This window comes from Microbacterium sp. KR10-403, assembly GCF_040196215.1.
Lineage (GTDB): Bacteria > Actinomycetota > Actinomycetes > Actinomycetales > Microbacteriaceae > Microbacterium.
This window is the reverse complement of record NZ_JBEGDC010000004.1, coordinates 465,089-488,996: the sequence shown is the minus strand read 5'-3', so window position 1 is coordinate 488,996 and position 23,908 is coordinate 465,089. Positions and strand designations below refer to the sequence as shown.

26 protein-coding genes are annotated in these 23,908 nt (G+C 68.7%); 19 read left to right on the top strand and 7 right to left on the bottom strand.

What is annotated here, in order from left to right:
• The first annotated feature begins 194 nt into the window (after positions 1-194).
• A complete protein-coding gene (locus tag ABMQ42_RS11560) occupies positions 195-1,169 on the top strand; it encodes an alpha/beta hydrolase (protein WP_349723139.1) in 975 nt (324 codons plus the stop codon).
• Between the two features lie 65 nt (positions 1,170-1,234).
• Entirely contained in the window at positions 1,235-2,236 is a 1,002-nt protein-coding gene (locus ABMQ42_RS11555) for a hypothetical protein (protein ID WP_349723138.1), read from the top strand.
• Between the two features lie 28 nt (positions 2,237-2,264).
• Here the strand turns inward: ABMQ42_RS11555 and ABMQ42_RS11550 are convergent, their stop codons facing one another.
• Positions 2,265-3,569 carry an MFS transporter gene (locus tag ABMQ42_RS11550; protein WP_349723174.1) on the bottom strand — a complete coding sequence of 435 codons (1,305 nt, stop codon included), beginning with the start codon at positions 3,567-3,569 and terminating at the stop codon, positions 2,265-2,267.
• A gap of 183 nt (positions 3,570-3,752) precedes the next feature.
• Between ABMQ42_RS11550 and ABMQ42_RS11545 the strand changes: the two genes are divergently transcribed.
• From ABMQ42_RS11545 to ABMQ42_RS11505, 9 genes are all read left to right on the top strand, one after another.
• A complete protein-coding gene (locus ABMQ42_RS11545; RefSeq protein ID WP_349723137.1) occupies positions 3,753-4,127 on the top strand; it encodes an SAV_915 family protein in 375 nt (124 codons plus the stop codon).
• A complete protein-coding gene (locus ABMQ42_RS11540) occupies positions 4,124-4,417 on the top strand; it encodes a hypothetical protein (RefSeq protein WP_349723136.1) in 294 nt (97 codons plus the stop codon). The genes ABMQ42_RS11545 and ABMQ42_RS11540 overlap by 4 nt, the downstream gene beginning before the upstream one ends.
• Positions 4,417-5,613: a hypothetical protein gene (locus ABMQ42_RS11535; protein ID WP_349723135.1), complete on the top strand. Its 1,197-nt coding sequence runs from the start codon at positions 4,417-4,419 to the stop codon at positions 5,611-5,613. The genes ABMQ42_RS11540 and ABMQ42_RS11535 overlap by 1 nt, the downstream gene beginning before the upstream one ends.
• Positions 5,597-6,487 (top strand): hypothetical protein, encoded by an 891-nt coding sequence (locus ABMQ42_RS11530; RefSeq protein WP_349723134.1) that lies wholly within the window; start codon positions 5,597-5,599, stop codon positions 6,485-6,487. The genes ABMQ42_RS11535 and ABMQ42_RS11530 overlap by 17 nt, the downstream gene beginning before the upstream one ends.
• Positions 6,488-6,684: 197 nt before the next feature.
• Positions 6,685-8,553, top strand: coding sequence for a molecular chaperone DnaK (gene dnaK / locus ABMQ42_RS11525; RefSeq protein WP_349723133.1), 1,869 nt, complete (start codon positions 6,685-6,687; stop codon positions 8,551-8,553).
• A gap of 5 nt (positions 8,554-8,558) precedes the next feature.
• Positions 8,559-9,188: a nucleotide exchange factor GrpE gene (locus ABMQ42_RS11520; protein ID WP_349723132.1), complete on the top strand. Its 630-nt coding sequence runs from the start codon at positions 8,559-8,561 to the stop codon at positions 9,186-9,188.
• Between the two features lie 18 nt (positions 9,189-9,206).
• Entirely contained in the window at positions 9,207-10,211 is a 1,005-nt protein-coding gene (locus ABMQ42_RS11515) for a DnaJ C-terminal domain-containing protein (protein WP_349723131.1), read from the top strand.
• Positions 10,212-10,309: 98 nt separating this feature from the next.
• Positions 10,310-10,747 carry a heat shock protein transcriptional repressor HspR gene (locus ABMQ42_RS11510; protein WP_349723130.1) on the top strand — a complete coding sequence of 146 codons (438 nt, stop codon included), beginning with the start codon at positions 10,310-10,312 and terminating at the stop codon, positions 10,745-10,747.
• Between the two features lie 149 nt (positions 10,748-10,896).
• Entirely contained in the window at positions 10,897-11,094 is a 198-nt protein-coding gene (locus ABMQ42_RS11505; RefSeq protein WP_349723129.1) for a hypothetical protein, read from the top strand.
• Between the two features lie 127 nt (positions 11,095-11,221).
• On the opposite strand, the gene ABMQ42_RS11500 is transcribed toward ABMQ42_RS11505, so the two are convergent.
• Positions 11,222-11,617: a DUF1304 domain-containing protein gene (locus ABMQ42_RS11500; protein WP_349723128.1), complete on the bottom strand. Its 396-nt coding sequence runs from the start codon at positions 11,615-11,617 to the stop codon at positions 11,222-11,224.
• A 152-nt stretch (positions 11,618-11,769) separates the two neighbouring features.
• Between ABMQ42_RS11500 and ABMQ42_RS11495 the strand changes: the two genes are divergently transcribed.
• Positions 11,770-12,852 carry a phosphotransferase family protein gene (locus ABMQ42_RS11495; protein WP_349723127.1) on the top strand — a complete coding sequence of 361 codons (1,083 nt, stop codon included), beginning with the start codon at positions 11,770-11,772 and terminating at the stop codon, positions 12,850-12,852.
• Positions 12,852-14,054, top strand: a complete 1,203-nt coding sequence (locus tag ABMQ42_RS11490; protein WP_349723126.1) for an acyl-CoA dehydrogenase family protein — start codon at positions 12,852-12,854, stop codon at positions 14,052-14,054. The genes ABMQ42_RS11495 and ABMQ42_RS11490 overlap by 1 nt, the downstream gene beginning before the upstream one ends.
• A 143-nt stretch (positions 14,055-14,197) precedes the next feature.
• On the opposite strand, the gene ABMQ42_RS11485 is transcribed toward ABMQ42_RS11490, so the two are convergent.
• The 5 genes from ABMQ42_RS11485 to ABMQ42_RS11465 all read right to left on the bottom strand — a co-directional run bounded on the left by ABMQ42_RS11485 (position 14,198) and on the right by ABMQ42_RS11465 (position 17,914).
• Positions 14,198-14,806, bottom strand: coding sequence for a TetR/AcrR family transcriptional regulator (locus ABMQ42_RS11485; protein ID WP_349723125.1), 609 nt, complete (start codon positions 14,804-14,806; stop codon positions 14,198-14,200).
• A gap of 6 nt (positions 14,807-14,812) precedes the next feature.
• The gene (locus tag ABMQ42_RS11480; RefSeq protein ID WP_349723124.1) at positions 14,813-15,550 is read right to left on the bottom strand and encodes an SDR family oxidoreductase; all 738 of its coding nucleotides are present in this window, start codon (positions 15,548-15,550) and stop codon (positions 14,813-14,815) included.
• A gap of 497 nt (positions 15,551-16,047) precedes the next feature.
• The gene (locus ABMQ42_RS11475; protein WP_349723123.1) at positions 16,048-16,650 is read right to left on the bottom strand and encodes a CbiQ family ECF transporter T component; all 603 of its coding nucleotides are present in this window, start codon (positions 16,648-16,650) and stop codon (positions 16,048-16,050) included.
• Positions 16,644-17,339, bottom strand: coding sequence for an energy-coupling factor ABC transporter ATP-binding protein (locus ABMQ42_RS11470; protein ID WP_349723122.1), 696 nt, complete (start codon positions 17,337-17,339; stop codon positions 16,644-16,646). Before ABMQ42_RS11470 ends, ABMQ42_RS11475 begins: the two co-directional genes overlap by 7 nt.
• Positions 17,333-17,914, bottom strand: coding sequence for a biotin transporter BioY (locus tag ABMQ42_RS11465; RefSeq protein WP_349723121.1), 582 nt, complete (start codon positions 17,912-17,914; stop codon positions 17,333-17,335). Before ABMQ42_RS11465 ends, ABMQ42_RS11470 begins: the two co-directional genes overlap by 7 nt.
• A gap of 54 nt (positions 17,915-17,968) precedes the next feature.
• On the opposite strand from ABMQ42_RS11465, the gene ABMQ42_RS11460 reads away from it, so the two are divergent.
• The 6 genes from ABMQ42_RS11460 to ABMQ42_RS11435 all read left to right on the top strand — a co-directional run bounded on the left by ABMQ42_RS11460 (position 17,969) and on the right by ABMQ42_RS11435 (position 23,900).
• Positions 17,969-18,556 (top strand): TetR/AcrR family transcriptional regulator C-terminal domain-containing protein, encoded by a 588-nt coding sequence (locus ABMQ42_RS11460; protein ID WP_349723120.1) that lies wholly within the window; start codon positions 17,969-17,971, stop codon positions 18,554-18,556.
• 365 nt (positions 18,557-18,921) lie between these two features.
• The gene (locus ABMQ42_RS11455) at positions 18,922-19,623 is read left to right on the top strand and encodes a FadR/GntR family transcriptional regulator (protein ID WP_349723119.1); all 702 of its coding nucleotides are present in this window, start codon (positions 18,922-18,924) and stop codon (positions 19,621-19,623) included.
• 25 nt (positions 19,624-19,648) lie between these two features.
• On the top strand, positions 19,649-20,914 hold the full coding sequence (locus ABMQ42_RS11450) for an ABC transporter substrate-binding protein (protein ID WP_349723118.1): 1,266 nt from the start codon (positions 19,649-19,651) through the stop codon (positions 20,912-20,914).
• A 2-nt stretch (positions 20,915-20,916) separates the two neighbouring features.
• On the top strand, positions 20,917-21,828 hold the full coding sequence (locus ABMQ42_RS11445) for a carbohydrate ABC transporter permease (RefSeq protein WP_349723117.1): 912 nt from the start codon (positions 20,917-20,919) through the stop codon (positions 21,826-21,828).
• Positions 21,825-22,736, top strand: a complete 912-nt coding sequence (locus ABMQ42_RS11440) for a carbohydrate ABC transporter permease (RefSeq protein ID WP_349723116.1) — start codon at positions 21,825-21,827, stop codon at positions 22,734-22,736. The genes ABMQ42_RS11445 and ABMQ42_RS11440 overlap by 4 nt, the downstream gene beginning before the upstream one ends.
• 33 nt (positions 22,737-22,769) lie before the next feature.
• On the top strand, positions 22,770-23,900 hold the full coding sequence (locus ABMQ42_RS11435) for a mandelate racemase/muconate lactonizing enzyme family protein (RefSeq protein WP_349723115.1): 1,131 nt from the start codon (positions 22,770-22,772) through the stop codon (positions 23,898-23,900).
• The last annotated feature ends 8 nt before the right edge of the window (positions 23,901-23,908 follow it).

Genomic DNA, 23,908 nt, shown 5'->3' with positions numbered 1-23,908 from the left:
GCAGGGTGACCGTGCGGCGAAGCCCGGGTGAACGGGCGGCGACGGGTTGCGGCATCCCGCGATCTCTTGTTCTGAGCCCCGCCGCGCGGCGGGTCGGACGGCACGGAATCGCGGCCGGACGGCGGATGCGGCATCCACCAGCCTCCCGCATGCTGGAGGGGTCGCAAGGACGCGACCGGACCGAAGGAGATCCCATGACCGAAACACTCTCGGCGAGCGCACACCCGCCGTTCGACCCCGAGCTCGCCGCCGCTCTTGCGGCGCTGGGCGACGCCTTCCCGTCGACGCTGACCCCCGAGATGATCCCGATGCTGCGCGCGAACCCGCTGCTCGCGGTGACCGATGACGTTCTCGATGAGGCGGGCATCGAGGCGCGTGATGTGACGATTCCGGGCTACCAGGGCGACGACATCGTCGTCACGGTCCTGCAGGCGAAGGGACGCACCGGCACCGGCGCCGGGATCTATCACACGCACGGCGGCGGCATGATCATCGGTGACCGGTGGACGGGCGCCCAGGCGCTGTTCGGGTGGCTGCACCGCTACAACGCCGTCGCGGTGACGGTCGAGTACCGGCTCGCCCCCGAGTTCCCCGACCCGACGCCCGTCGAGGACTGCTACGCCGGCCTGCTGTGGACCGCCGCGCACGCCGAAGAGCTCGGGATCGAGCTCGACCGGCTGCTGATCGCGGGCGGCAGCGCGGGCGGTGGGCTGGCGGCCGGGGTATCGCTCCTCGCCCGCGACCGGCAGGGGCCCGCGCTGATCGGTCAGCTGCTCATGTACCCGATGCTGGACGATCGCGACCAGACGACGTCGACGATCCAGATCGACGGGGTCGGCGTCTGGGACCGCGGGAGCAACGTGACCGGCTGGTCGGCCCTGCTCGGGGAGCGCCGGGGCACGGACGATGTGTCGATCTATGCCGCACCCGCGCGCGCGACCGATCTCTCGAACCTGCCGCCGGCGTTCATCGACTGCGGCAGCTCAGAGGTTTTCCGCGACGAGGACGTCGCCTATGCCGGCGCGATCTGGGCGGCCGGCGGCCAGGCCGAGCTGCACGTCTGGCCCGGCGGATTCCACGGCTTCGAGGGCTTCGCGCCCCAGGCCGTGCTCTCGCAGCAGATGGTCGCCGCGCGCGACAGCTGGGTCGACAGGATCCTCGGAGCGTGACGCCCGGGCGGCCGGCCGTCGCGCAGCGGAGGCCGGCCGCCTAGGATGGGCCGACAGGAGCCCATATGCAGGAACTCGCCGGCCGCCTGACCGCTCTCGATCCCGACGCGAGCGAGTCGCTCAAGGTCATCGCGTACTTCGACGCGCTCGTCGCGAACGGCGTCGGCGTCGAGGCCCTCGTCCGTGCCGCCGCGGTGCTGGCGGGCGTGCCCGCCGGGGCGCTCGTGCACGGCCGGACGATTCGGATCGACCCGCAGGGGCGACGGATGCCGGTCGCTGACGCGGCGGATGATCAGGGCTTCGCCGGCGCAGACGCGACCGCGTGGCCGTCGGCCGGCGGCGAGGAGCACCGCGTCTGGATAGAGCGCACCGGTGCTCCGCACGCGAACGACGCAATGGTCCTGGATCGTCTCGAGCTCGCGGTGGTCATCGTCTCCGGCGACCGGCGTGCGCCCGCGGGATCCGTGGAAGTCGTGCTCGACGAGGCGCGGAGCCCGGCGGAGCGTGCGACGGCGCTTGCGCGCCTTCGCCTCGACGGGGCGCAGCGGTTGCGCGTGATCGCGCGATCGGGTGAGACGGATGTCGCGGGCGGGGCGACGGCCGTGCTGGCCACGGAGCACGGCCTCGTGCGTGCCGGCCTCGTCGCGGCCGAGCACGATCTCCCCACCGCAGGGCCCGTCGGCCATGCGGTCGCAGCGGGCCCCGACGAACTCCCCGCGGCATGGCGGGACGCCCGGATCGCGCTGCGGCTCGCCGACCGTCGTCATCCGGTGGTGGATGCCGCGGACCTGGGCGCGCTGATCCTGCTGGCGCGCGCCGTCTCGCCGTCCGACGAGCCGCATCCTGACGTCGTTGCGCTGCTCGCGCTGGACACACGCACCCTCGATCTGCTCGACGAGCTCGTCGCGGCGGAGAGTGTTCGGGCCGCGGCATCCGCCCTCTCGATGCACCACAGCAGCATGCAGTCACGGCACGAATCGCTCACCCGCCAGCTCGGATACGACCCGCGTACTCCGCTCGGGCGCACGCGTTACGAGACGGCCCGCATGCTGGCGCGGTTGCGCTGAGCCGGCTCGGAGTCGCACGTGCTCGCGATCAGTCGCGGTGGCGCAGCTGCTCCTGTCGGGAGTGCACGGGGAGCAGCAGGATCAGTCCGACCAGCAGCACGAGCACGATGCCGAGGATGCCCCAGTACTGGGCCCCGCCGATCGTGACGAACAAGCCGAACATGGCCGGCGCGATGAACGTCGCGGCGCGGCCGGTGGTCGCGTAGAGGCCGAAGACCTCGCCCTCGCGTCCCGGGGGGATCAGGCGTGCGAGGAACGTGCGCGACGCGGACTGCGCCGGGCCGACGAACAGGCACAGGATCAGCCCGAAGATCCAGAACATCGTGGGGCCGCCCGCGTGCAGGAAGAAGACGAGGCTGCCGCTGACGACGAGGCCGATGAGCGAGATGACGATGAGGGGCTTGGGGCCGAATCGATCGTCGAGGCTGCCGCTGGACATCGTGGCGATGCCGGCGACGACGTTGGCGGCGATGGCGAAGATGATGACCTCGCCGGCGCTGAACCCGAACGTGCCGGCGGCGAGCACCCCGCCGAACGTGAACACGCCGGTCAGCCCATCTCGGAAGATTGCCGACGCCAGCAGGAAGTACACGGTGTGCCGGCTGTCGCGCCACAGGCTCGCGATGTCGCGGAACAGCACGGCGTAGGAGTGGAGGATGCCGACCCGCGCGCGGCCGGGAGCGGGCTTGTTCTCGGGCACGGCGATGAGCACGGGGATCGCGAACACCGCGAACCAGGCGGCGGCCACGAGCATCGAGATGCGCACGTCGAGGCCGTCGGTGCCGGTGACCCCGAACAGGCCGACGTCGGGGTGGATGAAGCCGAAGTACACGATCAGCAGCAGGACGATGCCCCCGAGGTAGCCCATGCCCCAGCCGAAGCCCGACACCTTGCCGACCGTCGCGGGTGTCGACACCTGCGCGAGCATCGCGTTGTAGTTCACGCCGGCGAGCTCGAAGAACACCGTGCCGACGCCGAGCAGCACGAGACCGAACCACAGGAATGCGGGATCGGCGCGTACGAACACCATCAGCCCGAGCATCACCACGACCACCGCGGTGTTGACGGCGAGCCACAGCTTGCGGTGCGCCGACGCGTCGGTGCGCTGCCCGGTCACCGGGGCGATCACGAGCACGATGAGACCGGCGATCGTGAGGGCCGTGGACAGTGCCTGGGACGACGCCGTGTTGTCGCCGAACGACGAGCTCGTCAGGTAGACGGTGAACACGAAGGTCGTCGCGACGGCGTTGAACGCGGCGGAGCCCCAGTCCCACAGGGCCCACGAGAAGACGCGTCTCCGGGGGACGGGCGTGCTGTCGGGGCCGACGGCCATCGCGGCGGTCGAGAAGCGCGGGTCGGGGTCGGGGGCGTCGTGGCCGGTCACGAAGCTCAGGCTACGGGAAGGACGAGACGGGATGCCAGGATCCGGTCGGATCCGCGTCGTCTCGTGCGTGCTCTCAGGAGCACTCGGTAGGGTGTCTTCATCCTCCGATCCCATCCGGAAACGGTGATCCGCATGCCTGAAGAGTCCGCCCGATCGTCACGGAGACCCGCTGCTGCCGGCGGATTTCCGTCCGATTATCCGCCGGTGCTGTATCTGCCGATCGTCCGTGGGGTGGCGGACCCCGCCGATGCCCAGCTCGAGTACCGACGCACGAAGGACGGGCGCTCTGCCCTCCTCGCGTATTCGGCACTGGACCGGCTGCATGCCGGCATGGGCGCGGAGCAGCCTTGGATCGTGATGCCGACCGCGCAGCTGCAGCCGATCTGGGAGGTCGACCGGTTCGACACGGTACTGCTCGACATCGACGTTCCGGTCGAGTTCCGCAACGGCGCCGAAGGCGATCGCGCCCGCGCCGAGGCCGCTGAGCGCGGCGGGGTCGTCTCGTGAGCGGGTCCGTCGCCGTCGATGCCCAGGCGCTCGCCGGCGGCATCCGATCCCTGCGTACCGCGACCGAGGACTTCGACGCGGCGGTGTCGCGCAAGAACCCGGATGCCTCGGACACGGGGCTGGCGGCGCCTCTGCTCGAGAGCGCGCTGTCGACGGTGACCGAGGTCGCGCTGCGTCTGGTGTTCGAAGTCGACACGATCGCCGACGCCGCCGAAGAGGGCGCCGGCGACATCGCGGACTACGATGCTCGCGCGAAGGCGGCGATCGCGCAGTTGAAGGCGGAGGGCTGATGGGCCAGGTTCTGGAGACCCGCATCGACGGCTCGCCGGACGCCATCGGGGACGTCGGCATCTTTCTGAGCAACACCGTCGCCGGCCACGCCGACACGCTGGCCACGGATATCTCGTCGGCGCGGACGAAGACCCTGAACGGCTGGACCGGCACTGCGGCCGGTGCGTTCGGGACGACGACGCAGACCGCCAAGAAGGCAGTCGACACGTATCGCGAGGATGTCGCCGACCTCGCCGGATCGGTCAAGACGCTGGGCACCGCGCTCTCCGACGCGCAGAGCAGCATGACCGATGCCCGCGCCACGGCTGTCGACGGCGGGCTGACGGTAGCCGGAACGCAGATCCACGGCCCGGGCGAGGCGCCGAACACGCAGCTGCCGGCCGACGCGACGAGCGAAGAGGCGGATGCCGCGCAGGACGCCCTCGATGCCTACAACGCCAAGGTCGACGTGTGGAACGGCCTGGTCGATGCCGTCGATGAGGCGAACGAGCAGTGGCAGCAGGCGCTGGAAGACTTTGCGGCCACCTGGAACTCGGCGGCCGGAAACCTCGCGAGCGTGACGACCTCGCTCATCACCGCGGGGGTGTCGGGCGGGGCGCTCGCGAACTCGGCGTACCAGCTCAAAGGCACGATGCTCATCAACCAGGATCGCTTGACCACCGCGCAGAAGAATCTCGCCGATGCCGTCAAAGACGGTCGGGTCGTCCTGCCGAAGGAGGACGTGTACGCCTTCATGGACGACGCCGCCAAGGCCAAGAGCGTCGTCGCCGACAGTGCTTCCATGCTCGAGACCGGACTCAAGGTGGGTTCGAAGCTCAGCCGTGGACTTCTCGTGCTGGGCATCGCCGGCACGGCCTACGGCATCTATGACGACATGCAGCACGGCGAGTCCGCAACGCAGGCGGTCGTGTCGAACGGCGGCGGTTTCGTCGCCGGGTTGGCGGCCGGTGCCGGTGCCGGCGCCATCGTCGGCAGCTTCATCGCGCCACCCGCCGGTACCATCGCCGGTGCGGTGGTGGGTGCCGTTGTCGGCGGTGCCGTCGGGATCTTCACCTCCGGTGCGATCGATCACCTGTTTGAAGACGCGGCAGCCGGCGTCGGGGACACGCTGAAGGCGGGCTGGGACGAGCTCGCCGACACCGGCGAGGCGATCGGCGACCTGGCCAGCGGGGCGTGGCATGCCGTCTTCGGCTGAGGCGCCCCTCTCGCGCCGCGCTCGCACGATGCCGAGCGCCGCGGTGGAGATGCTGCTCCCGCGGGCGGCCTGGTGGATCATGTGCGGGATCGTCGCCGTGTTCGCCGCGTTCCTCACGGTGGGGGCCGTCGATCTCGCGGTGGGCGCGGACGCGGAAGCGCGGCGATGGGCGCTGGTGGTCGCCGCCGTCGCCGGCATGTTCTGGATCGTCGTCGCGGACCTCTTCATACTCGTGCTCTACCGTCCGCGCCGTGATCCCGTGTCGGTGCGCGCCTCGACGACGGAGGTCGAGGTCCCCGGCAGTCGGCGCTTCGCCGGGTGGACGCTCGCCACAGCGGTCGTCTGGCTCGTCGGCGCGTGCATCATCGCCGTGGCGGTGGATGCCGCGTGGCGCGTGTTCTGGATCATCGTCGCCGTGCTGCTGCTGGCCGTCGTGATCGATCACCTCCTGTCGATCGGGCACGTCCGACGCGCCGTGCTGACGCGCAACGGCGTGCGTGCGACGTCGTTCCGCATCGACGCCGAGGTCGCGTGGGATGACATCGCGGCCCTCCGCTGGACCCAGGCGACCGGCGGCCTCATGGTCGCGCGCATCGAGGTGAAATCAGGCGCCGCGTCGTACGTCGAGCACTGGCGGCACCCGTTCGCGCGCCGCCGCGACACGATCGACGTCGAACTGCCCGCCCTCGACCTCGATCCCCTTCTCGTGATGATGGCGCTGCAGCTGTACTGGCTCATGCCGACGGCGCGGGCCGAACTCGCGACCGGGCGTGTGCCGGCGCGGCTCTTCGACGCCGACCTCGCCGTCGGCTCGGTGCCGGCACAGCTCGGCACGGACTGGCTCGCGTCGTTCCGTCCGCGCGGGCAGCGCTGATCGCGGGCTGCGGGCTGCGGGCCGCGGGCCGCGGGAATGCCAAAGTTGAGCCGGTGGTTATCAACTTTATTGACAGCGGCCGCACATCGTCCTACACTTGAGTCATCGCGGCTCAACATCGGGCCGCGAGAAGGCTTTTATCAACGTCAACCCGGGCCGTGGCAGCAGCCATGACCCCCGGAAAGGAAGAGAAACACATGGCACGTGCAGTGGGTATCGACCTCGGTACGACCAACTCGGTCGTGTCCGTCCTCGAGGGCGGCGAGCCGAAGGTCATCGCCAACGCCGAGGGGTTCCGCACGACCCCGTCGGTGGTCGCGTTCACGAAGGACGGCGAGGTGCTGGTCGGTGAGACCGCCAAGCGCCAGGCCGTGACGAACGTCGATCGCACCATCACCTCCGTCAAGCGTCACATGGGCACCGATTGGAAGACCCAGGAGATCGACGGCAAGGCCTACACGCCGCAGGAGATCTCGGCGCGCATCCTGCAGAAGCTGAAGCGCGACGCCGAGGAGTACCTGGGCGACACGGTGACGGATGCCGTCATCACGGTTCCGGCGTACTTCAACGACGCCGAGCGTCAGGCGACGAAGGAGGCCGGCGAGATCGCGGGCCTGAACGTCCTGCGCATCATCAACGAGCCGACCGCTGCGGCCCTCGCGTACGGCCTCGACAAGGGCAAGGAAGACGAGCTCATCCTGGTCTTCGACCTCGGTGGCGGCACGTTCGACGTGTCCCTGCTCGAGGTGGGCAAGGACGACGACTTCTCCACCATCCAGGTGCGCGCGACCGCGGGCGACAACCGCCTCGGCGGCGACGACTGGGACCAGCGGGTCGTCGAGTGGCTGATCACGCAGTTCAAGAACACGACCGGCGTCGACGTCTCGGGTGACAAGATCGCCCTGCAGCGTCTGAAGGAGGCCGCGGAGCAGGCGAAGAAGGAGCTCTCGAGCTCGACCTCGACCAGCATCTCGCTGCCGTACCTCTCGCTGACCGAGTCGGGCCCGGCGAACCTGCAGGAGACCCTCTCGCGCGCCAAGTTCGAGGACCTCACCAAGGACCTGCTCGACCGCACGAAGAAGCCGTTCACCGACGTCATCCGCGAGGCCGGCATCAAGGTCGCCGACATCGACCACGTCGTGCTCGTGGGCGGATCGACGCGTATGCCCGCCGTCGCCGAGCTCGTCAAGAGCGAGACCGGCAAGGACGCCAACAAGGGCGTGAACCCCGACGAGGTCGTGGCCGTGGGCGCTGCCCTGCAGGCCGGTGTCCTCAAGGGCGAGCGCAAGGACGTCCTTCTGATCGACGTCACCCCCCTGAGCCTCGGCATCGAGACCAAGGGCGGCATCATGACCAAGCTCATCGAGCGCAACACGGCCATCCCGACCAAGCGCAGCGAGACGTTCACGACCGCCGACGACAACCAGCCGTCGGTCGCGATCCAGGTGTTCCAGGGCGAGCGCGAGTTCACCCGCGACAACAAGCCGCTGGGCACCTTCGAGCTGACCGGCATCGCGCCGGCGCCGCGCGGCATCCCGCAGGTCGAGGTGACCTTCGACATCGACGCCAACGGCATCGTGCACGTGTCCGCCAAGGACAAGGGCACCGGCAAGGAGCAGTCGATGACCATCACCGGCGGCTCGTCGCTGCCCAAGGAGGACATCGACCGCATGGTGCGCGAGGCCGAGGAGAACGCGGCCGACGACAAGAAGCGCCGTGAGGCCGCCGACACGCGCAACCAGGCCGAGTCGCTCGCCTACTCGATCGAGAAGCTCATCAAGGAGAACGACGAGAAGCTGCCGTCCGACGTCAAGGACAGCGTGCAGGCCGATGTCGACGCCCTGAAGACGGCTCTGGCCGGCGAGGACGACGACGCGGTGAAGTCCGCCTTCGACAAGCTCAACGAGAGCCAGCAGAAGCTGGGCGAGGCGATCTACCAGGCCGCGCAGGCCGAAGGCGCCCAGGGTGACCCGAACGTCGCCGACCCGGGCAACGGCGACGTGCCGAACCCCGAGGAGGACGTGGTCGACGCCGAGGTCGTCGACGACGAGGACGAGAAGAAGTAGGGAACATGACCGACAAGGGCTTCGACGACAACGACGAGGTCCGTCCGGACGGCGAGGGGTCGGATGCTGCGGCATCCGGCCCCGAGCCGCAGGACGCGGCCGACAACCCGACGGGCGCGGAGAGCGCCGAGGGCGGCGACGACGAACTGACCGTCGACGACATCCTCGGCACCGCGCAGAATCCCGACGCCGCGGCGGAGGATGCCAAGCTGGCCGACCTCGAGTCGACGCTGCTGAGCGACCTCAAGCGCCTGCAGGCGGAGTACGCGAACTACCGTCGCCGCACCGAGGAGCAGCGCCAGGTCGAGATCGACCGGGCCAAGGGTGAGGTCGCCAAGGGCCTGCTGCCCGTGCTCGACGACCTCGACCGTGCCGAGAAGCACGGCGACCTCGAAGCGGGCAGCGCCTTCGCGCTGATCGCCGAGAAGCTGCGCGGCGTCGTGGAGAAGCTGGGCGTGGTCTCGTACGGCGCCGCCGGCGACGCCTTCGACCCGCAGCAGCACGAGGCCGTCTTCCAGCAGCCGACGCCGGGCGTGGCAGAGGCGACGATCCTCGAGGTCGTCGAGACCGGTTACCGGCTGGGCGATGTGGAGCTCCGCCCCGCGAAGGTGGTCGTCGCCGTTCCGGCGGATTGACCGCGAGAAGGAGCATCCATGGCCAGTCAGGACTGGTTCGACAAGGACTTCTACAAGACGCTCGGCGTGTCCAAGGACGTCACCGACGCCGACCTGAAGAAGACCTATCGCAAGCTCGCGCGCAAGTACCATCCGGATTCGAACCCGGGCGATGCCGCCGCTGAGGCGAAGTTCAAGGAGATCAGCGAGGCGTACTCGGTGCTCTCCGACAAGGAGCAGCGGGCCGAGTACGACCAGATCCGCGCAATGGGCTCGGGCGCGCGCTTCACGGCGGGCGGCCAGGGCGCCGGCGGCTTCGACGACGTCTTCGGCGGCATGTTCGGCCAGGGCCGCGGCGGGGGGACGCGCTTCCAGACGAACGGCAACTTCGAGGACATCTTCTCGATGTTCGGCCAGCAGGGCGGCGGCTTCGGCTCCGGCCGGTTCGGTGACTCGACCGGCGGATACCGCGGGTTCGGCGGGCCGCAGAAGGGGCAGGACGTCACGGCGCACACCACGCTGGACTTCATCACGGCCGTCAAGGGCGAGACGATCACCCTGTCGGGCGAGAACGGCAAGCCGTTCAAGGTGAAGATCCCGGCCGGGGTGTCGAACGGTCAGAAGATCCGGCTGCGCGGGCGGGGGCATCCCTCACCCGACGGCGGCGAGAGCGGTGACATCGTCGTGACCATCACGGTGCGGCCGCATCCCGTGTTCACCCGCGACGGGCTGAACCTGCGCGTGACCGTCCCCGTGACGTTCACCGAGGCGACGCTGGGCGCGACCATCGAGGTGCCGACGCTCGGCGGCGATCCGGTGCGGCTGCGTGTCGCACCCGGCACACCGTCGGGGCGCGTGCTGCGCGTGAAGGGCCGCGGCGTGGAGAGCAAGAAGGGCACCGGCGACCTGCTCGCCGAGGTGCAGGTGGCCGTGCCGTCGCACCTCGACGACGCGGCGCGCGAGGCGCTCGAGCGCTTCCACGACCTCGAGCCCAAGGAGAATCCGCGGGCCGAGCTGATGGCCAAGGCCGGCGCCGGCCGGTGAACGAACGGGACCGGCATCCCGGCCGCTCCGCGAGCGGAGCGCGTCGGAACGCCGGCACCCGCGGAGAAGTTCCTAGAGTAGCGAGGAGGTGAATCCGGATGCCCGAGTACAAACCCGACGAGAACGCCCCGATCTTCGCGATCGCGGCGGCCGCCGAGCTGTCCGGAATGCACCCCCAGACTCTGCGGCAGTACGACCGCATGGGGCTCGTCGTGCCCGCCCGCACCAAGGGCGGGTCACGACGCTACTCGCTGCGGCACGTCGCGCAGCTGCGTGAGGTGTCGAAGATGTCGGCCGCGGGCATGAGCCTGCCGGCCATCGTGCGCATCCTCGAGCTCGAGGAGCACGTGCGCGAGCTGCACATGCGCGTGCAGGTGCTCGAGGAGCGCGTGCGCGTCGAGGTCGAGAACCGCCCCGGTGCGCGGGTGTTCGCCGCGGGGTCGACCGGTTCGGTCGTGCCGCTGCGGCATGGCCGCCGCATCCGCCGCTCGACCGACATCGTCGTGTGGCGCCCGCAGCGCCCCGACGAGCGCTGAGGGGCCGACGAGTGCCGACCCACGGCCCATCCATCCCGCCGAATTCACGTGGAACTGTCTCGTGCACACGAAACTGGCCGACGGTTTGGTGTGCACAAGACAGACTCATGTGAATCTGCCGGAGGAGCGGAGGAGAAGGGAGGGGTGGGATGCCGGAGTATGAGCCGTTCGCGTATCGGGTGACCAAATCGGGCGAGGTGCTCATCTCGCGCGCCGGCCGCCTGGTCACCGTCGTCCGCGGATCTGCCGCGGCGCGCCTGATCGCCCGGCTCGGCGTCGACGACGCGACCGACCAGGCCGCCCTGCAGCGCGCCACCGGCAATTACAAGCGCGGCAACGAGCGCTGAGCCGCGCGGCATCCACCCCTCCCGCGTGTGCGGCTCGCAGGATGCTTCTGCGATCCCGGGCGCTTCGCGCGGCGTGTCGAGGGGGCGGGCCCGATTCATCCTGCGAGATGAACGGCCTCGCGGCCGCCTACACGGCGGGCGGGTCGCTCACAGCCAGCAGCACGATCCCGAGCAGGGGCAGGATGCCCTGCACGAGCGCCGCGCTGAGGTACTTCCTTCCGGTGGTCGTCAGGACCACGGCGGCGAGCACCATGCAGCTCAGCGTGAAGTACACGAGGGTCAGCCCGACGGTCTGCTGGCCGACGCCGTAGAGGATGAGCCCGACGATCGCGCCGAGCCCGAGGAACAGGTTGTAGAAGCCCTGGTTGTACGCCATGGGCTTCGTCGTGTCGGCGGCGGATTGATCGGTGAGGCCGAACCGTGTCCACACACCGGGCTTCGACCACAGCACGCTCTCGAGGACGAAGATCAGCACGTGCAGCACCGCGGCGAGGGCCACGACGAGCGTTGCGATGACGATCATGCGGTCAGCCTACGGGCGGAACGGCGTCGGGCGCACGACCGTCGTCGAACGCGGCGGCCGGGCCCGCGGCATCCCGTCGATCGTCCTTGGGTGCAGAACATACCGTCCGGTCGGTATGATGGAGTGAGCATCGTCACGACGAGGAGGTCAGGATGCCGCAGCCCGAACACACCCCGCCGCCGATACCCGGCGCCGACGCGGCCGGTGCCACGCCGGGTCTCGACATCGCCGGGTTCCGCGCCTGGCTCGAGAGCGCCCACCCCGAGCTGGCGGGCGGTGAGCTGGAGGCGTCCGTCATCGTCGGCGGCAAGAGCAACCTGACCTACGCCGTCGATGGCGCCGCGGTGCCGCTGATCGTGCGCCGTCCGCCGCTCGGCCACGTGCTCGCCAGCGCGCACGACATGCGCCGCGAGCACCGCGTCATCGCGGCTCTCGCCGGCAGCGGCATCCCGGTCCCGGTCGCCATCGACCTCGTCGACGACACCGAGACCGCCGCCGTGACCGGGACCCCGTTCTTCGTCATGGAGCGCGCCCCAGGGCGCACGATCACGCGCCGCGCGCAGAACGCCGAGTTCACCCGCGCGGGCATCCAGGCGATGAGCACGGCCCTGGCCGGGCACCTCGCCGATCTGCACGCGGTCGATCCTGCACAGGTCGGGCTCGCCGACTTCGGCCGCCCCGACGGATACATCGACCGGCAGCTGAAGACCTGGCAACGGCAGCTCGACGCGTCGCGCTCGCGTGAGACGCCCACCCTCGATCGCCTGCAGCAGCGGCTGCACGATCAGGTGCCGGCGTCGGGCCCCGCCGCCATCGTGCACGGCGACTACCGCCTCGACAACGCGCTGGTCGTCGGCACCGGTGACGCGCCGCGCATCTCGGCGATCCTCGACTGGGAGATGGCCACGCTCGGCGACCCGCTCGTCGACCTCGGCATCCTCGGGCTGTACTGGAACGTCGCCGATCTGCCCGGTGCCGGCCGCATCGTGCCGAGTGCGGTGGACGTGGATGCCGGATACCCGACGTTCGACGCGCTCGTCGAGGCGTATGCGCGCCGGTCGGGGCGCAGCATCCCGAATCTGCACTGGTATCGCGCGTTCGCGGCATACAAGCTCGCGGTGATCCTCGAGGGAATCCACCTGCGCCATAGCGCCGGCGAGACCGTCGGTGCGGGATTCGATCGCATCGGCGAGCTGGTCGAACCGCTCGCCACGGCAGGGATGGAGTGGGTCTGATGGATTTCGCACCCGACGCGCGCACGCGCGAGTTCACGGAGCGCGCACGGGCGTTCGTCGACGAGCGCGTGCTGCCGGCCGAGCCCGTGCTCGAGCAGCAGCTGGCCGATGCACCCGGCGAGTGGTCGTTCCGGCCGATCCTGCGCGAACTGCAGGCCGCGGCGCGCGCGCAAGGGTTGTGGAACCTGTTCCTGCCCGGGGACGAGGGTGCGGGCCTGTCGCAGCTGCAGTACGCCCCGATCGCCGAGATCACGGGGTGGAGTCCCAAGCTCGCGCCCACGGCATTCAACTGCAACGCCCCCGACACCGGCAACATGGAGGTGCTGCACGACTTCGGCACCCCCGCGCAGAAGCGCGACTGGCTCGAGCCGCTGCTGGCGGGCGAGATCCGCTCGGCGTTCTGCATGACCGAACCCGATGTCGCCTCGTCGGACGCCACGAACATCGGCACGCGCATCCAGCGCGACGGCGACCACTACGTGATCACCGGCCGCAAGTGGTGGTCGACCGGGGCGATGAACCCCGATGCCAAGATCTTCATCGTCATGGGCAAGACCGACCCCGACGCCGACCGGCACCGGCAGCAATCGATGATCCTCGTGCCGCGCGACACCCCGGGGGTGCACGTGGTGCGGCCGCTGAGCGTGTTCGGCTACGACGATCGCGATCACGGCGGGCACGCCGAGGTCGTGTTCGACGGGGCGCGCGTGCCGGCGGCGAACATCCTGAAGGGCGAGGGGGAGGGCTTCGCGATCGCGCAGGCGCGTCTCGGGCCAGGGCGCATCCACCACTGCATGCGCGCGCTGGGGATGGCCGAGCGGGCGCTGGCGCTCGTGCGTGGGCGGGCGAACGAGCGGGTCGCTTTCGGCCGGACGCTCGCCGAGCAGGGCGTCGTGCGCGAGTGGGTCGCCGAGTCGCGCATCCAGCTCGAGGCGCTGCGGCTGCTCGTGCTGAAGACCGCGTGGCTCATGGACACCGTCGGCAACCGCCAGGCGATGACCGAGATCCAGGCGATCAAGATCGCCGTGCCGCGGGCCGTGCAGCAGATCCTCGACCGCGCGATCCAGCTGTTCGGCGGCGCCGGCGTCTCCGGCGACACGCCCCTCGCCGCGCTGTGGGCCGGGGTGCGCACGCTGCGTCTGGCCGACGGGCCCGACGAGGTGCACCTGAACTCGCTGGGACGGGCCGAGCTGCGGCGCTGAGCGGCTGCGCTCCGCGGCCCCGCGACCGTGAGGGTGCAATGGGCGGACGAGGCAGAGGGAACCAACCGCTCCTTCGTCCACCAGCTGCACTCTCACCGCGGGGGTGGGGGACGGGGCGGATGCCGCGGGCCGCGGCCGCGCCGTCAGCCGGCCGGGTGGCGTGCCGCGGCATCCACCCGCCGGATGCCCGCCAGGAACAGCTCGGTGAGCTGCCGCGCGAGCGCGTCGGCGCTGCTGGCGCCCGTCGGCGAGTACCACTGGCCGAGATAGTGCACGTCGGCGAAGAAGTGGGCGATGAGCACCGGCAGCGGGATGTCGGTGCGGTAGCGGCCCTCGGCCTGCCCCTGCGCGATGAGCGCGCCGAACGCGTCGTTGTACGTGCGGCGGCGCCGGGTCACCTCGTCGTGCCGCTCCGGGCTCAGCAGGTGCGCGCTCTGGAAGAACACCACCGCCTCGTCGAGCTGCGCGACCGTGGTCTCGACGACGTCCACGCAGGCGGCACGGAGCACGTCGTCGATGTCGCCGCCGCCCGCGACGATGGCGTCGAGGTGCTCCTGCTGGGTGCCCAGCAGTCGCTCGTAGATGCCGAACAGCAGGTCGTCCTTCGAACCGAAGTAGTGGTACAGCGCGCCCTTGGTGACGCCCGCCGCCTCGACGATCTGCTGCACGCTGGTGCCGCCGTATCCGTTGGCGGCGAACAGCTCGACCGCGGCGCGGGTGATGTCGTCGGCGACGGTGGTGCCCTTGACCATGGGCGCTCAGCCGATCCCGTGCAGCATCGCGCCGCCGTCGATGACGATGGTCTGGCCGGTGATCCAGGCGGCGTCGTCGGACAGCAGGAACGCGACCGGGCCGGCCACGTCGTCGGGCTCGCCGAGCCGACCGAGGGGGTAGACGGATGCCGCCTCGTCCTCGTGCCCCTCGTACAGGGCGCGGGCGAAGCGGGTCTTCACGACCGCGGGGGCGACGGCGTTCACGCGCAGACCGGGGGCGAGCTCGTGCGCGAGCTGGATCGTGAGATTGATCACCGCGCCCTTCGAGACGCCGTACAGGCCGATGCCCGGGGCGGCCGAGAGTCCGGCGATCGAGGCGAGGTTCACGACCGAGCGCTGCAGGCCCGCGGCGACGGCCTCGCGGGTCCATGCGAGGGTGGCCAGCACGTTCACCTCGAGGATCTTGCGAGCGGGCTCGTCGTCGACCGTCAGCAGAGGACCATAGGCGGGGTTGATGCCGGCGTTGTTCACGAGGTGATCGAGGCGGCCGTGGCGCTCGGCGATGTGGGCGAAGACGGCGGCGCGGTGCTCGGGGTCGTCGGCGTGCCCGGCGACGGCCGAGGCGTTCGGGCCGAGTTCGGCGACGGCCGCGTCGAGCTCGTCCTGCTTGCGCGCGGTGAGGACGACCGACCCGCCCTCGGCGACGATCCGCTGCGCGATCGCGAACCCGATGCCGCGGCTCGCGCCCGTGACGAGCGCGGTGCGCCCCGTGAACCTGTCCATCCTGCCTCCTTGCAGATACCGTCCGGTCGGTATGACGGTAGCACGGGGCGGCGAGGAGGTCGTCGGGCGATGTGGTCAAGACGTGGGGGCGTGGCACCGATCACGGTGCCCCGCGATCCGTGAGGGTGCAGCGGGTGGACGAGAGCGAGGGTGGTTCCCTCCTCCTCGGCGACCAGGTGCACTCTCACCGCGGGAGGACAGGGGGCCAGGGCGACGGCGACAGGTGCGGTGTCGGCGGCTGCGGCATCCCGACCCCGCGTGTTCACCTCGCAGGACGTTTTCGCGATCCCGGGCGTGTTGCACGGCGTGTCGGGGTGGCTCGCGCAGGACTTCCTGCGAGATGAACGGAGGGGATGCCGCGACCCCGCGCGAGCAGGAGCGGGGTGGATGCCGCGACCCTGCGCGAGCAGGAGCGGGGTGGATGCCGCGACCCTGCGCGAGCAGGACGGAGGGGACGCCGCGACCCTGCGTGAGCAGGAGGGAGGGGATGCCGCGGCTCAGCGCACGCCGCGCGCGGCGAGGGCGTCGCCCAGCTCGTCCGCATGCTTGAGCGCCATGACGAGGTACGGTACCGCGAACGTGCGCACGCCGGGCCGGGCGCCGCGGGCGCGCTGCGCCTCGCGGACGTCGTGGGCGATGCGCCCCATCACCGGGAGCGTCGACAGCGTGACGGTGAGCATGAGTGCGACGCGGGCGGGGTCGACGCGAACGGTCCGCAGCGGTGCGAGCCCCCGCTCGAGTGCGTCGAGCAGGTCCGTCACCCGCGTCGTCACGGCGAGAAGTGCTGCCAGCAGCACCGCTGCCGTCACACGCACGGTGTTGAGCACGGCGGGCACCGGTCCCAAGAAGATCAGCTGCCCGATCAGCATGAACGCGATGACCCACTTCAGCGCCCACGTCTGCCGCGCGAGAAGCAGCAGCGCCGGCATCCCGCCCCCGAACAGATACGCGATGACGCAGATCGCCGCTGCGACCGCGGCCCCCCACGGCGCGGTCGGCAGCAGCGAGACGGTGAGCACCAGCACGACCAGCAGCACGAGCTTGGGGCCGGCGGGCATGCGATGCAGCGGACTGGTGCCCGGGCGAAAGAGGCTCAGCATGTCAGCAGCGCCTCGTACTCGGATACGACCTCGGCGGGGTCGCCCGTCGACCGCACGCGTCCGTCGGCGAACAGCACCGCCACGTCGCACCGCCGTGCGAGCGTGAGGTCGTGCGTGGCGAGCACGAGCCGGTGCCCGGTGTCGGCGAGCAGATGATCGCCGACCAGCCGCGCGTTGCGGGCGTCGAGGTAGGCGGTGGGCTCGTCGGCGATCACGAGCTCGGGCTCGCGTACGAACGCCCCGGCCAGGGCGAGCAGCTGCTTCTGGCCGCCCGAGAGATCGTGCGCGGGGCGCTCGGCGAGCTCCGTCAGGCCGAAGCGGGTCAGCGCGTCGGTGACCCGGGCAGCCGTGGCATCCTTTGACAACTTCTCCCGCGCCCGCTGCGGCCGCAGCGAGAAGGCGACATCCTCGGCCACGGTGGGCATGACGATCTGGGCGTCGGGATTGCTGAAGATGACCGCCACGCGGCGGCGCAGCTCGGCGACATCCCGCGCCGGGTCGAGGCCCAGCACGCGGACGGAGCCGGATGCCGCCGGCGCAAGACCCGCGAGCAGCCGGGCGAAAGTCGACTTGCCCGATCCGTTCTCGCCGATCACCGCGACCGTGCGCGCATCGACGTCGAGCGTCGCGCCGCGCAGGGCATCGACCTCTCCGAGGCGCACGACCACGTCGCGCAGCGAGATCACCATGTGCGATGGAACGCCCGCGGGTACGCACGCACGAGCGTCAGCGTAGTCGCGGTGGCCAGCACCGCCTTGATGAGATCGCCCGGGATGAACACCAGGCTCGTGAGGAACGTCTCGCCCAGCGGCAGACGCGTGATCAGCGCCTGCAGCGGGATGCCGAACGCGTACACGACGAGGATGCCGCCGACGACCATACCGGTCGCCGTGCGCCACAGCGTGGGCTTGCGATTCCCGGCGTGCACGATGAGCCCGATCACGAACGCGCCGACGACGAAGCCGATGAGGTAACCGGCCGAGGGGCCGACGAACACCGCGATGCCGCCGCGCCCGCCCGACAGCAGCGGCAGTCCGAGCGCCACGAGCGCGAGGAACACCGTCATCGACAACGCGCCGAGCCACGGCCCGAGGATCGCGCCGGCGAGCATCACGCCCAGCGTCTGCGCCGTGATCGGCACCGCACCGAAGATCGTGAAGCCGCCGGGCAGGCCGAGCACGGCGATCACTGCCGCGAAGACGGCGACGCGGGCGATGTCGGCGGCGCTCAGTCGTGCGCGGGTGACGGTGGAGGTGTCGGTCATGGGGTTCCTTACCTGAACGGTGTTCACCTGAACGCCGTTCACTATAGTGAGGATATGGCCCCGAGCGAAACTGCGCGACGACACACTCGCGACAATGTCGCCCGCACCGCGCTGCGTCTGCTCGACGACGTCGGGCTCCCCGACCTCACGATGCGGCGGCTCGCGGCGGCGCTGGATGTGCAGCCGAGCGCGCTGTACCACCACTTCCCGAACAAGCAGGCGCTGCTGGCCGAGCTCGCCGACCGCATCGTCGCGAGGCGCGCTTCGTCGGCGGTGAGCGGCGACTGGGCCGCCGACGTACGCGCGTCGGCCTCGGCTCTGCGCGACGCGCTCCTCGCCTATCGCGACGGCGCGGAGGTGGTCTCAAGCACCCTGAGCATGGGGTTGGGAGCGGATGCCGCGCTCGACCGGCTCGCGGCGGCGATCGCCGGCGGCGGGTTCGACGAGGCGATGACCCGGCAGGCGTCGACCGCCCTGCTGCACTTCGTGCTCGGCCATGTCTCGCACGAGCAGCAGCGGCTGCAGTACGACAGCATCGGCGTGACGGTGGAGGGCGGGCCGGATGCCTCGGCCTCGGCCTTCGCGTTCGGTGTGGATCTGCTGGTCGAGGGGCTGCGCGCGCGGGTCGCGGTCGCGCGTTAGACCGGTGTCGACCGGCGAGCGGCCGGGGCGCGCGCGGCGTTGTCGGCCGTCGCTCGCCACTCGGCGCTCACAGGGTTCGGAGCCTCGCGCGTAGCCCGGATGATTCCGCGGAAATGGTCCGGTGTTGGCGCGATTCTCCGAAGTCTGGGTGCCGCTGCTCTTCGGGGCGGTGCCTGCGGACAGCCGGAGAGTAGCGCGTGTGACGCGGTCGAAGGCGCTGGGGCAACGTACGGAAACGAGCACTTGTCAGACAATACGGCTCGAAGTGTCAGTTGAATCTGGCCTCTGAGCCCTCGAGTTGCTTACGCTCAGTGAAATCCTCCGCTTGGAGGGTGTGTTTATTGTCTGACAAGCCAAGGTAACTCATGCCCGCTGAACTAGAGATGAGGCTAGTGCAGCACTTCCGCGAACTGGAGCTGCTGCCCGGTGAGGCCTTGCCTTCGGAGCAGGATCTGGTACACGATCTCTCGGTCAGCAGGCCCGCACTCCGTGAGGCGCTCGCTGCGCTGAGCGCCCTCGGCCTTGTCGTCTCGAAGCAAGGCGCGCGTAGGACGCTGGGCGAGTTCAGCATGCAGTCGGTTGTGGAGGCTCTGACGCGGTTCATGGAGCCATCGATCGACCTGATGCTTGAGATGCTGGACGTCCGTCGTGTGCTCGAAGCGGCGTTCTTCCCTACTGCGGTAGCCAACATGTCACCGGCGACTCTCCGTGAGTTGCGTCGCGTGGTCGACCGCATGGAGTCGAAGGCCGCACGCGGTCTGCCGTTTATCCACGAGGATGCGAAGTTCCATCAGCTCTTGTACACACACGTCGACAACCGCACCTTCCATGGCCTCGTCGCCGCGTTCTGGCACATGCTCGATGAGTCAGCCGAGCCTCTGCAGGTGGGAAGCGATCTGCCGGCATCAGCGCATCGGCACGCGACCATCATCGCCGCGCTCGAAGCAGGCGACACGCCTCTCGCCATCCATGAGCTCAACGTGCACTTCTTCGATGTGCGTGCGCGACTGACCAGTTCGCGTGAGCAGCAGCACGCATCATCCGCGGAGAACACCCGCCTGTCCTGAAAGAACCCACCCGAAAGGTATTGCAATGAAGCAAGGCAAGACCCGCGTTCCCATCTTCGTGACCGGTGCACTCGCGGCATCGGCTCTCCTTCTCGCCGGATGCAGCGGCGGCGGCGGGAGCGCAGACACTGACAACGGCTCGACAAAGGGCCAGACCCTTACATACTGGCTGTGGCAGGACGACGCCACGGACACCACCTGGCAGCAGCTGGCCGATGAATTCAACGCGCAGAGCGATCACGGCACGGTGAAGCTGCAAGTCGTTCCCGCTGCCCAGTATCTCGACAAACTATCGACCGCGATCAGTAGTGGAAACGGGCCCGATGCGGCACGCATGAAGGACTCCTGGATCGGCCAGTTCGTCGACGCGGGTGTCCTTGCGTCACTGAACGACCGTATCGACGCGTGGAACGACAAGAGCGAAGTTGAAGCGAGCGCCTGGGACGCCGGGAAGGTCCCTGGCAGCGACGAGATCTACATGATGCCGCACCAGAACACCGCGCTGTACATGTACTACAACAAGAAGCTTTTCAAAGCCGCCGGGCTCGAGCCACCAAAGACGCAGGACGAGATGCTGGCTGATGCACCCAAGCTGACCGGCGACGGCCATTACGCCATGGACGTGCGCGGTGGGGCAGGCGGCCAGGATCAGTGGGCGGCTTGGATGCTTGCGGGTGGCGCCCAGTTCGTGAACTCCGCGGGCGACGTCGTCCTCGACAAGGCGCCCGCCGACAGTGTGAACCAGAAGTACCTCGAGCTCGCGAAGTACGCGCCTCCCGGGTCGGAGACTGCAGCGTTCTCGCAGGTGCAGAGCAATTTCCTCTCCGGTACGACCGCCACGATGATCCATCACATCGGATCGCTTGCCGCCGTGCGGGAACAGTTCGGCGATGACGTTGGCGTCATTCCGGTGCCCGCTGCGGATCCGTCGAATCCCTCGACTGTGCAGTCGATGAGCGGGAACGTCATCTTCGCTTCGTCCAAGAAGCAGGAGTTGGCGTGGCAGTGGGAGACGTTCCTTCTCGGGGACGCGCAGATGCTCAAGATGAGCACCTCGCCGCAAGGGCAGTTGCCCGTGACCACCGCTGTGGCTGAGAACGAAGCGTTCAAGAAGGACCCTGCGTACCAGGTGGCCATCACCGCGGCTAAGACTGCCAAGAGCTGGCCGCAATTGCCAGGTACGACGTCTGTCATAAACGCCACATGGTCGCCCACAATTCAGCAGGCATTCTCAGGTGAGATCACGAGCACGCAGATGCTCGAGAAGCTGACCGCCGAGCTCAAGAAGTAGCGATGTCAGCGACGCTTGCTGAGGGTCGAACCGGCGCTAAGCGCCGGTTCGACCCGACCATCCTCATCTTTGTCTCGCCGACGCTGATTCTCCTGTTCGTCTTTGTCGCGTATCCGTTCCTGCGGGCGATCTGGTTGTCGTTGACCAAGACCACCCTGCTCGGCGGAACCGTTGGGTTTGTCGGGCTCGATAACTTCATCGAGCTGTTTCAAGACCCTCAGTTCGGGACGTTCGTGGCGAACTCGGTGTTCTGGACTGTCGGTGGCGTCGGGCTCCAACTCGTGTTTGGCGTCATCGGGGCGCTTCTGCTCAATCAGAGATTCAAGCTGCGTGGCGTCGTGCGCGGACTGGCGATGATTCCGTGGGCGACACCGAGCGTGCTCGTTGCGCTGATCTGGCTGTGGTTGCTCGATCCGAACCGTGGACTCATCAACACAGTGCTAGAGCGGATGGGTCTCATGGCTGATCCGGTCGCGTGGCTGTCTGACCCGCACACGGCCTTGCCGACGCTGATCGCCATCGACGCTTGGCAGGGAATTCCGTTCTTTGCCGTCATGGTGCTCGCGGCGTTGCAAGCGGTGCCCGAAGAGCTCAAAGAATCCGCGCGAACTGACGGCTGCGGCGTGCTGGGCGTATTCCGCCACGTCGTGGTTCCTTCGATCTTGCCAACGGTGCTCATTACATTGGTGCTCCGCCTCATCTGGACGGCCAACTACATCGATCTCGCCTATGTGCTCACCGGCGGTGGCCCCGGCATTGCGTCGACGACCATACCGCTGCAGTCGTATCTGACGGCGTACAAGCAGGGGCAGATGGGCAACGGGGCGGCGTACGCGGTGATTCAAGCGGTCATCTTGGCGATCCTCGTCGTCATCTACCTCCGACTGACGCAGACGAAGGGAGCAAAGCGATGACCAGCAGCACGCTCGTCACTACTGATGGGCTGCACACGGTGCGGATTCCCGTGGTGCGGCCACCGGGCAGTCGTTTCCGCGGGCTTCGACGTCTTGGTCGTGTCGGACTCTATGTCGTCATCGTGGGGTGGCTCATCGCCACGCTCGGCCCGTATCTTGTCATGCTTCTGACGTCGTTCACGCCTGGCAAGGAGCTGATTGCGAACGGGATGAGCAAGTTGCCTTCGACGCTCAGTGTGCGGGGCTACATCGAACTGTTCCAGACGACGGCGTTCCTCGCATACATGCGCAACAGCTTGGTGACGGCCCTGTGTACGGTGCTCTTCTCGCTGATCGTGGCATCCGCAGCTGCCATCTCACTGTCACGCTTTCGGTTCCGTGGACGCACCGCCCTGCTGACTGTCTTGCTTATCGCGCAGCTGTTCCCCGCCGTTCTTCTCGTGATTCCGCTGTCGACGATGCTCAAGACCGGTCACCTGCTCGACAGCCCTGTGGGCCTCGTGCTGGTCTACACGACCTTTGCAACGCCGTTTGCGACGTACTTGCTCAAGGGATTCCTTGACGGGCTACCGCCCGAACTCGACGAGGCAGCCACTGTGGATGGCTGCTCCAAGTTCCAGATGGTGCGTCACATCCTGTTGCCTCTGATGCGGCCCGGGCTGACGGCGGCAGGGACATACATCTTCATCTTCTCGTGGAACGAGTTTCTCTACGCCTTGACGTTCACGTCGACAACCGCCAGCCAAACCATTCCCGTTGGACTGCAGTTGTTCATCGGCGACTACCAGGTGCGATGGGACCTACTCACCGCGGGTGGTGTGATCGCCGCGGTGCCCGTCCTGCTCGGGTTCATGCTCGTTCAGAAGCAGCTCATTGGAGGCCTTGCGGCTGGCGCCGTCAAAGGCTGATCCACACTTCCACCGATCCGAAAGGCAACAGGAATGACAGACACGAAGATCGGCGTTCGGCCGACCAGCACCGAGATCCCGCGGATCGAGGGGATAGAGATCTCCCTTGCGCGGGTGCCGCTGCCGCAGGGACCGTGGGGAGACCAGATTCACAAGGTGACCGACATTGAGGTCACCGTGGTCGACTTGCATGCAGACAACGGGCTGGTGGGGACTGGGTTCAGCCACACTTCCGGTATGGGTGCGCGCACGATCGGTGCTCTCGCGGCAGAGATCGCTCCGGTGCTGGCGGGGGAGCGGGTTTCGCCGCGCGCTCTCTGGAACCGCGCCTATCGGTACGTGCACGACATCGGGGGTGCAGGTGTTACCACGCATGCGCTGTCGGCCTTTGACATCGCCGCTTGGGACTTGCTCGGGAAGACGCTGGGAGCCAACGTCGTCGACCTCATCGGGCGCGTCCGCGATAGCGTGCCGCTCTATGGGAGCGGCATCAACCTGAATCTGTCGGCCGAAGAGGTCGTAGAACAGGTACGACGCTGGCGCGCGGAAGGTTACGCCGCAGCGAAGGTCAAGGTTGGCAAGCCTGACCTTGAAGAGGATGTCGAGCGTCTCGCAAAGATCCGCGAGGCAGTAGGTGCATTCCCTGTCGCCGTCGATGCGAATCAGGGCTGGAGCTATCCCCAGGCAGTCCGCGCCTTCTCGCGCTTCGAGCAGTTCGATCTGCTCTGGGTAGAAGAGCCGTTGCCGGCCGATGACATCCCTGGGCATGTGCGTCTTGCCCGCGAGGTGCGCACGCCGATCGGGCTGGGTGAGAACGTCTACACGGTCGACCAGTTCGTGCAGTACTTCGATGGCGGCGCGGTGGACTTCGTGCAAGCCGACCTCGGTCGTGTCGGGGGTATCACTGGGTACCTCGACATTGCAGCGGCCGCGCGTACCAGAAATCTGCCGATGACTCCGCATTTCGTGATGGAGCTCAGTGCCAGCATTCTGGCAGCCATCCCTAACATCTCCTATGCAGAGATGACCGACGGGGGGACGTGGACAGACCTCGGGATCTTCGCCTCCACAGGGCAGACGCGAAACGGGCGCTATCTCCCTCCGACCGGGCCCGGCCATGGTCTCGTCCTCGATCGCGACTATCTGACCGAACACCGGATCTGAGGAGCGAT

What these genes read in the sequence shown, in the direction of transcription:
- ABMQ42_RS11500 (WP_349723128.1), bottom strand. Translation starts at nt 11,617, where the DNA reads ATGATCGTCATCGCAACGCTCGTCGTGGCCCTCGCCGCGGTGCTGCAC.
- ABMQ42_RS11520 (WP_349723132.1), top strand. Translation starts at nt 8,559, where the DNA reads ATGACCGACAAGGGCTTCGACGACAACGACGAGGTCCGTCCGGACGGC.
- ABMQ42_RS11515 (WP_349723131.1), top strand. Translation starts at nt 9,207, where the DNA reads ATGGCCAGTCAGGACTGGTTCGACAAGGACTTCTACAAGACGCTCGGC.
- ABMQ42_RS11505 (WP_349723129.1), top strand. Translation starts at nt 10,897, where the DNA reads ATGCCGGAGTATGAGCCGTTCGCGTATCGGGTGACCAAATCGGGCGAG.
- ABMQ42_RS11510 (WP_349723130.1), top strand. Translation starts at nt 10,310, where the DNA reads ATGCCCGAGTACAAACCCGACGAGAACGCCCCGATCTTCGCGATCGCG.
- ABMQ42_RS11480 (WP_349723124.1), bottom strand. Translation starts at nt 15,550, where the DNA reads ATGGACAGGTTCACGGGGCGCACCGCGCTCGTCACGGGCGCGAGCCGC.
- ABMQ42_RS11450 (WP_349723118.1), top strand. Translation starts at nt 19,649, where the DNA reads ATGAAGCAAGGCAAGACCCGCGTTCCCATCTTCGTGACCGGTGCACTC.
- ABMQ42_RS11545 (WP_349723137.1), top strand. Translation starts at nt 3,753, where the DNA reads ATGCCTGAAGAGTCCGCCCGATCGTCACGGAGACCCGCTGCTGCCGGC.
- ABMQ42_RS11490 (WP_349723126.1), top strand. Translation starts at nt 12,852, where the DNA reads ATGGATTTCGCACCCGACGCGCGCACGCGCGAGTTCACGGAGCGCGCA.
- ABMQ42_RS11455 (WP_349723119.1), top strand. Translation starts at nt 18,922, where the DNA reads ATGCCCGCTGAACTAGAGATGAGGCTAGTGCAGCACTTCCGCGAACTG.
- ABMQ42_RS11535 (WP_349723135.1), top strand. Translation starts at nt 4,417, where the DNA reads ATGGGCCAGGTTCTGGAGACCCGCATCGACGGCTCGCCGGACGCCATC.
- ABMQ42_RS11530 (WP_349723134.1), top strand. Translation starts at nt 5,597, where the DNA reads ATGCCGTCTTCGGCTGAGGCGCCCCTCTCGCGCCGCGCTCGCACGATG.
- ABMQ42_RS11560 (WP_349723139.1), top strand. Translation starts at nt 195, where the DNA reads ATGACCGAAACACTCTCGGCGAGCGCACACCCGCCGTTCGACCCCGAG.
- ABMQ42_RS11475 (WP_349723123.1), bottom strand. Translation starts at nt 16,650, where the DNA reads ATGCTGAGCCTCTTTCGCCCGGGCACCAGTCCGCTGCATCGCATGCCC.
- ABMQ42_RS11445 (WP_349723117.1), top strand. Translation starts at nt 20,917, where the DNA reads ATGTCAGCGACGCTTGCTGAGGGTCGAACCGGCGCTAAGCGCCGGTTC.
- ABMQ42_RS11465 (WP_349723121.1), bottom strand. Translation starts at nt 17,914, where the DNA reads ATGACCGACACCTCCACCGTCACCCGCGCACGACTGAGCGCCGCCGAC.
- ABMQ42_RS11495 (WP_349723127.1), top strand. Translation starts at nt 11,770, where the DNA reads ATGCCGCAGCCCGAACACACCCCGCCGCCGATACCCGGCGCCGACGCG.
- ABMQ42_RS11435 (WP_349723115.1), top strand. Translation starts at nt 22,770, where the DNA reads ATGACAGACACGAAGATCGGCGTTCGGCCGACCAGCACCGAGATCCCG.
- ABMQ42_RS11460 (WP_349723120.1), top strand. Translation starts at nt 17,969, where the DNA reads ATGGCCCCGAGCGAAACTGCGCGACGACACACTCGCGACAATGTCGCC.
- ABMQ42_RS11440 (WP_349723116.1), top strand. Translation starts at nt 21,825, where the DNA reads ATGACCAGCAGCACGCTCGTCACTACTGATGGGCTGCACACGGTGCGG.
- ABMQ42_RS11555 (WP_349723138.1), top strand. Translation starts at nt 1,235, where the DNA reads ATGCAGGAACTCGCCGGCCGCCTGACCGCTCTCGATCCCGACGCGAGC.
- dnaK (WP_349723133.1), top strand. Translation starts at nt 6,685, where the DNA reads ATGGCACGTGCAGTGGGTATCGACCTCGGTACGACCAACTCGGTCGTG.
- ABMQ42_RS11470 (WP_349723122.1), bottom strand. Translation starts at nt 17,339, where the DNA reads ATGGTGATCTCGCTGCGCGACGTGGTCGTGCGCCTCGGAGAGGTCGAT.
- ABMQ42_RS11550 (WP_349723174.1), bottom strand. Translation starts at nt 3,569, where the DNA reads ATGGCCGTCGGCCCCGACAGCACGCCCGTCCCCCGGAGACGCGTCTTC.
- ABMQ42_RS11485 (WP_349723125.1), bottom strand. Translation starts at nt 14,806, where the DNA reads ATGGTCAAGGGCACCACCGTCGCCGACGACATCACCCGCGCCGCGGTC.